Here is a 7,284-nt window from a genome sequence, read left to right as displayed (position 1 = left end):
CGCCCATGACGCTGCGCGATCTCGACGTGGCGATGGCAGAACCGCTCCAGAGGCGATCGCTGGGGCGGGCCGGGCCGATGCACGACGTCAAGGCGGCAGCCGCGCGCTTCGGACAACGACTCGACTGCGCCGGCGGTGGCCGGAAGACGTGCGCCCGCCAGTGCGTCTGCACCGGTCGTGGGCTGGGTCTTCATTGGCCACCTCCTCCAACTATTAGATCACATGTTCGAGAATTATTCCAGCGTTTGACCCGGCTTTATTCAGTTTGAATGCGTCGAAGGCGCAAGCGGGCCGGGCTATGCGCAGCGCGGCGCCGCCGCGCGTAGCGCAGCGCACAGCCGGCCCCGCGGCATACGACCTCTGTTTGGAGGCCCAGCGAGCGTCAGCCCTTGAGGTCGGGGAACTGGTCGTCGCGCCACTCGAGGTCGGGGCGCTCCGCCCCCTCGGCGTCGAGCTCCACCTCGCGGCCGCGCAGCTCGACCCGGCGGATCTTTCCCGAGATCGTCTTGGGCAGCTCGAAGAACTCGACCCGGCGCACCCGCTGCCAGGGCTGCAGCTTCTGCCGCGCGTGGGCGAGGATCGAGCGCGCGACCTCCTCCCCCGGCTCGTAGCCCGGAGCGAGGGCGATGTAGGCCTTCGGCACCGCGAGCCGGACGGGGTCAGGGGTCGGCACGACGGCCGCCTCTGCCACGGCGACGTGCTCGATGAGGACCGACTCGAGCTCGAAGGGGCTGATCTTGTAGTCGCTCGCCTTGAACACGTCGTCCGTGCGCCCGACGTAGGTGATGTAGCCCTCGGCGTCCATCGTCGCGACGTCGCCCGTGTGGTAGAAACCGCCGGCCATCGCGTCGGCGTTGCGCTGCTCGTCACCCTGGTAGCCGGTCATGAGCGGCAGCGGGTGCGCCGAGAGGTCGAGGCAGATCTCGCCCTCGCTCACCCCGTCCTCTCCGCGCGTCGACCGCTCGCCTGTCAGCGGGTCGACGAGCACGACCGGCACGCCCGGCAGCGGCCGGCCCATGGAACCGGGCTTGACCTGCTGGCCCGGGGTGTTGCCGGCCTGCGCCGTCGTCTCCGTCTGCCCGTAGCCGTCGCGGATCGTCAGGCCCCATGCCTTGGCGACCTGGGTGATGACCTCAGGGTTGAGCGGCTCGCCGGCGGCGATGACCTCGCGCAGGCTGCCCGGGCCACCCGAGAGGTCGGCGTTGATGAGCATGCGCCATACCGTCGGCGGCGCGCAGAGGGAGGTCACCTCGTGGGTCCGCAGCACGCGCAGCAGCGCCTCCGGCTCGAAGCGCGAGTAGTTGTACATGAAGACGGTCGCCTCGGCGATCCACGGCGCGAAGAAGCACGACCACGCGTGCTTGGCCCAGCCGGGGCTGGAGATGTTGAGGTGGACGTCGCCCGGCTGCAGGCCGATCCAGTACATCGTCGACATGTGACCGACCGGGTAGGACACCTGGGTGTGCTCGACGAGCTTCGGCCGGCTCGTCGTGCCGGAGGTGAAGTAGAGCAGCAGCCGGTCGCTCGGCGCGGTGCCCGGGTGCTCGGCGGGCTTCGCGTCCAGGTCGTATGCCGCTGAGTACGCCTCCCAGCCCTGCGGCGCCTCCGCGCCCCGGTCGACCGCGACGCGGACATAGTCGCCGTCGATGTCGTCGAACTTGTAGGTCTCGTTCGGGTTCGTGACCACGGCCCGGGCGGCGCCCCGCTCCATCCGGTCGACGAGGTCGCCGGGTCCGGCCGCGGTCGTCGTCGGCATGATGACCGCGCCGAGCTTCATGACGCCGAGCATCGTCTCCCACAGCTCGACCTGGTTGCCGAGCATGACGATGACCGAGTCGCCCTTGCCGATGCCCTTCGCAGCGAGCCAGGCCGCCACCTGGTCGGAGCGGCGGGCCAGCTCGTCGAAGCTCCAGCTGCCGACCGACTCGTCCTGCTCGACGATGACGAGGCCGGGCCGGTCGTTGCCCCGGGCGAACGCGTCGAACCAGTCGACGGCCCAGTTGAACCGATCGCCGACGTCCGGATAACGGAAGTCACGGACCGCCGCCTCGTAGTCCTCGCGCAGGGCGAGGAGGGAGTCGCGGGCGTCCCGGTAGGCGGTGGTGGCGGGGCTCTCGTCAGTCATGCTCCGACCTTCTCACCATCCGCCCCTCCGTCAAGGGCTGGATCCGACTCAGTCGTCGACGGGCCGGCGGCGCCGGAGGTCGTCCTCGTCGACGAGCCGGTTGATGAGCTGCTGGACGTCGTTGCTGTTGGGGATGTTGCGCAGCTCCTCGTCCGGGCTGTCCCCGGCCGACTCGATCCGCAGGGAGCCGGCGTTGATGATCCGGTCGAACAGCGTCTGCTCGAAGGAGACGTCAGTGATCTTCGAGAGCGTGATGTCCTTGCCCGACTTGCTGAGGATCCCCCGGCGGACCATGACCCGGTGGCTCGTGATGACGTAGTGCGTCGTGCGCCAGCGTAGGAACGGCACGACCACGAAGGGGATCGCGAGGAGCACGATGATCGCGTCGGCGATCCACTCGATGATGTGTCCGGTCCGGTCGTCGGGAGTCACCACCGAGACGGTGACCCCAATGGCGATCAGCATGACGGCCATCAGGGTCGGGACGGCGACCGTGAGCCAGTGCGGGTGCAGGCTCTTCTCCACCTTCTCGCCGCGGGCGAGGACGTTCTCCGGGAATCCCACGAGGCCGAGCCTATTGGGAAGCAGTGACGTATGCCGCCCACCTGGCCCTGGGCGTTTTCGCCCTCGCCGAAGCCGGGCGCGGCGTCGATACCCCCGGTAGCGTGGGTGCCGCCACCACGACCAAGGAGGGCCCGGTGCCAGCTCGCTTCGTGTACTGGATGAACGTCTCGCTCGACCTGCGCATCGAGGGCGCCTCGGGAGAGGACGGCGGCGGGGACTGGGCGCGCATCGGCGAGTCGCTGCACCGTGAGTTCAATGCGCGAGCCCGGGCGCTGTCCGTCATGGTCCAGGGCCGGCGGGTCTACGAGATCATGGACCCCTTCTGGCCGGATGCGCGGCACGACGAGTCGCTGCCGGACTACATGCGCGAGTACGGCGAGATCTGGACGTCAACGCCCAAGGTCCTCGTGTCCCGAACCAGGGACAGCGCCAAACACAACACCCGGGTCATGGGCGGCGACGACGCGATCGAGCAGCTCGCGCGGGTGCGCGCCGAGAGCGACGGAGACATCGGGGTCGGGGGCGCGACGCTCGCGACACAGCTGCTGCGCGCGAACCTGCTCGACGAGCTGCTGCTCTTCACGCACCCCGTCGTCCTCGGCACTGGCCGACCCCTGTTCGACGAGCCGGTCGACCGGGTCGAGCTCGACCTGCTCGAGCAACGTTCGTTCGAGGCCGGCGTCACCATGCACCGGCATGCCGTCCGCGGCGCCCGCGGCACGGACGAGACGTAGCCGCCAATCGGGGAGCGGGCGGCCTAGGGTGTCGCCATGCGCTACGACGACGTCATCATCGGGGCCGGGCACAACGGCCTGACCGCCGCCGCCTACCTGGCCCGAGCCGGCCGCAAGGTCCTCGTCCTCGAGCAGTCCGACCACGTCGGCGGTGCTGCCATCTCGGCCCAGGCCTTCCCGGGGGTCGACGCTCGCCTCTCGCGCTACTCCTACCTCGTCTCGCTCCTGCCGAAGCAGGTCATCACCGACCTCGACCTCGACGTCCGGCTCGTCCGGAGGCGCTACTCGTCCTACACACCCGTCCCCGCCGACCCGGCGCTCGGCCTGCTCGTCGACCGGGGCGACGAGGACGCCACGGCCGCCCGGTTCCGCGCTGTGACGGGCAGCGACGACGGGTATGCCGCGTGGCAGGACTTCTACGGACGCATGGGTTCGCTCGCCGAACGGCTCTTCCCCACCGTCCTCGAGCCACTCCAGACGCGCGAGGCGGCCCGCGCCCTCGTCGGTGACGACGAACTCTTCGACGCGCTCAGCACGCGTCCCCTCGGCGAGCTCGTCGAGCGGCTCGTCCCCGACGACACCGTCAGGGGCGTCATCGCGACCGACGCGCTGATCGGCACCTTCGCCTCGATGCACTCACCGGACCTCCGGCAGAACATCTGCTTCCTCTACCACCTCATCGGTGGCGGCACCGGCGACTGGGACGTCCCGGTCGGCGGCATGGGGGCGGTCACGGACTCCCTCGCCAAGGCCGCGGTCTCGGCCGGTGCCCAGATCCTGACGGGCAAGGCCGTCACCCACGTCGACCCCGCAACCGGCGACGTCGCCTGGTCCGGTGGGCGAGCGACGGCCGCCACGATCCACGGGGCCTGCGCCCCCGCCACGCTGAACAGCCTCCTCGCCGCGGCAGGGGCCGAGCCGGTCCCGACCGAGGCCGACGTCGAGGGCGCCCAGCTAAAGGTCAACCTGCTCCTGACCCGCCTGCCCCGGCTGCGCGACACGGATGCCGACCCGACGGCGGCCTTCGCCGGCACCTTCCACATCAACGAGGGCTACCAGCAGCTCGAGGACGCCTACGCCCAGGCCGAGTCCGGGCGGCTGCCCGACCTCCCGCCGTGCGAGATCTACTGCCACACCCTGAGCGACCGCTCGATCCTCGGCCCCGCGCTCGCCGCGACCGAGGCCCAGACCCTGACCCTCTTCGGCCTGCACATGCCGGCCCGGCTCTTCCGCGCCGACAACGACACGGCGCGCAAGGCGGCCCTCGAGGCAACGCTGCGCTCGCTCGACTCCGTTCTGGCAGAACCGATCTCGGACGTCCTGGCCCGCGACGCCGAGGGCAACCTCTGCCTGGAGGCCAAGACGCCCGTCGACCTTGAGGACTCGGTGGGCCTGCCCGGCGGCAACATCTTCCACCGGTCCCTCCAATGGCCCTGGGCCGAGAGCCCGGCGGAGGTCGGCACCTGGGGTGTCGAGACCGCCTACGACAACGTCACCATCGCGGGAGCCGGCGCGCGCCGCGGAGGCGGGGTGAGCGGCATACCGGGCCACAACGCGGCCCGCGCGGTCCTCGACAGGTAGGGGGTCAGGCGGGCCAGACGCCGGAGCTGCCCCGTCGGTGGCTCGTCACGAGGTGCGTGTCGACCATCCCGATGGCCTCCATGAGGGCGAACATCGTCGTCGGCCCGACGAACGCGAATCCCTTGCCGCGCAGCGCCTTCGACAGGGCGACCGACTCGGGTGAGATCGTCGGGACCTCCGAGTGGTCGCTCGGCTGCGGCGTCTCCGCGGGCCGGAACGACCAGACGAGCTCGGCCAGGCCGCCCTCGTCACGCAGCGCGATCGTGGCGCGGGCGTTCTGGATCGTCGCCTCGATCTTGCGGCGGTTGCGCACGATCCGGGGGTCGGCCATCAGCCGCTCGACGTCGGACTCGCCGAAGCCGGCCACGACGTCCGGGTCGAAGTCCGCGAAGACCTCGCGGAACGCCGGCCGCTTGCGCAGGATGGTCGCCCAGGACAACCCGGACTGGAAGCCCTCGAGGCAGATCCGCTCGTAGACGCCGTGCTCGTCGCGGACCGGCATCCCCCACTCGGTGTCGTAGTACTCCTGAAGGAGCGGGTCAGTCGCCGCCCACTCGGGCCGAGCCAACCCGTCGCCTCCGACCACTGTCACGCCGGTCAGCCTAAGCCTTTGCCAGACTGGCCTGATGCCTGAGCCCCTGCCGCCGGTCGCGAGCAACGAGACGATCGGCTCCCGCGACCTTGCCGGGTGGTCCAGCCACCTCGGACGGTGGCTCGTCCGCGTCGTTGGCACCTTCGCGGTCGCCGTCGCCGCCCGTCTGCCGGAGCGGTGGCGCCCCGCGGCGGACCGCACCATCGCATGGTCGGCGGCGAACCTGGCTTTCGTCCTCTTCGCCGGAATCTCGTTGTCCCTGGTCCTCGCCCTCACCGATGTCGCACACGAGGTCTACGAGGGCGTCATCGGAAGCAACGGCGTGGCCGCCCTCGACCACCCGGCCCTCGACCTCGCCCTGCGGTGGCGCGATTCGGGACTCGACCAGGCGGTCACGCTCTTCACCGACATCGGTGGGCCGATCGGCATGCCGATCCTCGCCACCGTCGTCGCCATGACAGTCACTGCCCTCCAGCGGGCGTGGACACCGATCGTCGTCACGCTCGTGGCCGCGGTCGGCTCACTCCTCATGACGCTGGCCGGCAAGAGCCTGGTCGGCCGGGCCCGGCCGGCGCTCGAGTATGCCGTGCCGCCCTACGAGTCCTCCCCGTCCTTTCCCAGCGGGCACACGCTCAACGCCACCGTGCTGACGACGATCATCGTCTACCTCGTGCTCCTCCGGACCACCGCGACGTGGCAGCGTGTCGTCACCGTCGCCATCGGCGCTCTCTTCGTCCTCGCAATGGGCCTCAGCCGGGTCTTCCTGGGCCACCACTGGCTCACGGACGTCCTCGCGGCGTGGGCCATCGGGCTCGCATGGGCGCTCGCGGTCATCACCGCGCACCGCCTCCTAGTCACCCTCCGGCGCGCCGCCCGACGGACTTCCTGAGCGCTGGCGCGGCGCCCAAGGTGGAGCGGGGACAACATCGGGCCGTATGCCGCTGGGCTCAGTGCCCGAGGACCGCGCGCATCGCGTCGGCCACCTGATGGGCCGCAGGGGCCGGCTCCTGTTCGAGGCCCGCGATGGCTCCCGCCCGGTCCGCGTCGGACCGGTTCTGGCTCAGCTTCGCCTTCGCGGAAATCTCCTGCACCACGACCTCGACGCCGACGATCGCCCGCAGCTGCCCGGAGACGTAGCGCTCGGGCGCGTCGGTGACCGCCCAGGGATCCGGCCGGTGCGCCTCGTGGCGCTCGGTCAGTCGGGTGACGATGTCGTGGACCCACTCCGCGTCCTCGTGGACGGTCACCTCACCGCGCAGCTGGACCTCGCTGTAGTTCCAGGTCGGCACGACCCGGCCGTGCTCCGCCTTCGACGCGTACCAGCTCGGCGAGATGTAGGCATCCGCAGCCGTGACCACGACGACGCCTGGCGTTCCCGGCGCGATCCGGCGCCAGTGCTCGTTCGCCCGGGCGAAGTGCGCCAGCACCCGGCCATCGTCGATGACGAGCGGCAGCAGCGTCACGTCCGGGAGGCCGTCCGGCCCGACGGTGACGAGGTGCCCGGCGGGATGGGCCTCGAGGAACGGCCGGACGGCGGCGTCGTCCATGGCGTTGAAGTGCGGCACGTACATGCCGGCCATTCTTCACCTCGACCGCAGGCCGGCCGGACGTGGAACGGGGGGGGGGGGGAGCAGAGGGAACACAAACCCACCCCAGGAGGGTGGGTTTTTTTGGGTTTGGGGGGTGTT

The 7,284-nt window shown here is 70.7% G+C and carries 8 protein-coding genes; 3 read left to right on the top strand and 5 right to left on the bottom strand.

The genetic code is table 11. From position 1 onward, the window contains the following. The 3 genes from ACTHJJ_RS18415 to ACTHJJ_RS18405 all read right to left on the bottom strand — a co-directional run. On the bottom strand, positions 1–194 hold a 194-nt coding region (locus ACTHJJ_RS18415; RefSeq protein WP_440304402.1), incomplete at its 3' end, for a hypothetical protein. 188 nt (positions 195–382) lie between these two features. After that, positions 383–2,125, bottom strand: coding sequence for an AMP-binding protein (locus tag ACTHJJ_RS18410; protein WP_440304401.1), 1,743 nt, complete (start codon positions 2,123–2,125; stop codon positions 383–385). 48 nt (positions 2,126–2,173) lie between these two features. Continuing rightward, on the bottom strand, positions 2,174–2,689 hold the full coding sequence (locus ACTHJJ_RS18405; RefSeq protein ID WP_440304400.1) for a PH domain-containing protein: 516 nt from the start codon (positions 2,687–2,689) through the stop codon (positions 2,174–2,176). Positions 2,690–2,823: 134 nt separating this feature from the next. Here ACTHJJ_RS18405 and ACTHJJ_RS18400 point away from each other — a divergent pair, with 134 nt between their 5' ends. Next, positions 2,824–3,423 (top strand): dihydrofolate reductase family protein, encoded by a 600-nt coding sequence (locus ACTHJJ_RS18400; RefSeq protein ID WP_440304399.1) that lies wholly within the window; start codon positions 2,824–2,826, stop codon positions 3,421–3,423. Positions 3,424–3,459: 36 nt separating this feature from the next. After that, entirely contained in the window at positions 3,460–5,004 is a 1,545-nt protein-coding gene (locus ACTHJJ_RS18395; protein ID WP_440304398.1) for a phytoene desaturase family protein, read from the top strand. 4 nt (positions 5,005–5,008) lie between these two features. Here the strand turns inward: ACTHJJ_RS18395 and ACTHJJ_RS18390 are convergent, their stop codons facing one another. Continuing rightward, positions 5,009–5,596 (bottom strand): DNA-3-methyladenine glycosylase I, encoded by a 588-nt coding sequence (locus tag ACTHJJ_RS18390; RefSeq protein ID WP_440304397.1) that lies wholly within the window; start codon positions 5,594–5,596, stop codon positions 5,009–5,011. A 34-nt stretch (positions 5,597–5,630) separates the two neighbouring features. Between ACTHJJ_RS18390 and ACTHJJ_RS18385 the strand changes: the two genes are divergently transcribed. Next, complete coding sequence (locus tag ACTHJJ_RS18385) at positions 5,631–6,485, top strand: phosphatase PAP2 family protein (protein WP_440304396.1); 855 nt, start codon at positions 5,631–5,633, stop codon at positions 6,483–6,485. A 58-nt stretch (positions 6,486–6,543) separates the two neighbouring features. Here ACTHJJ_RS18385 and ACTHJJ_RS18380 read toward each other — a convergent pair whose 3' ends face one another. Next, positions 6,544–7,167: an FMN-binding negative transcriptional regulator gene (locus tag ACTHJJ_RS18380; protein ID WP_440304395.1), complete on the bottom strand. Its 624-nt coding sequence runs from the start codon at positions 7,165–7,167 to the stop codon at positions 6,544–6,546. Between the last annotated feature and the right edge of the window lie 117 nt (positions 7,168–7,284).

The sequence above is a fragment of the Intrasporangium sp. genome (assembly GCF_051961875.1).
GTDB lineage: Bacteria > Actinomycetota > Actinomycetes > Actinomycetales > Dermatophilaceae > Intrasporangium_A.
The sequence above is the reverse complement of the archived record's forward strand: the minus strand, read 5'-3'. Positions and strand labels throughout refer to the sequence as shown.

Coding starts and splice junctions, on each gene's coding strand:
- ACTHJJ_RS18410 (WP_440304401.1), bottom strand. CDS start 2,125: ATGACTGACGAGAGCCCCGCCACCACCGCCTACCGGGACGCCCGCGAC.
- ACTHJJ_RS18395 (WP_440304398.1), top strand. CDS start 3,460: ATGCGCTACGACGACGTCATCATCGGGGCCGGGCACAACGGCCTGACC.
- ACTHJJ_RS18385 (WP_440304396.1), top strand. CDS start 5,631: ATGCCTGAGCCCCTGCCGCCGGTCGCGAGCAACGAGACGATCGGCTCC.
- ACTHJJ_RS18380 (WP_440304395.1), bottom strand. CDS start 7,167: ATGTACGTGCCGCACTTCAACGCCATGGACGACGCCGCCGTCCGGCCG.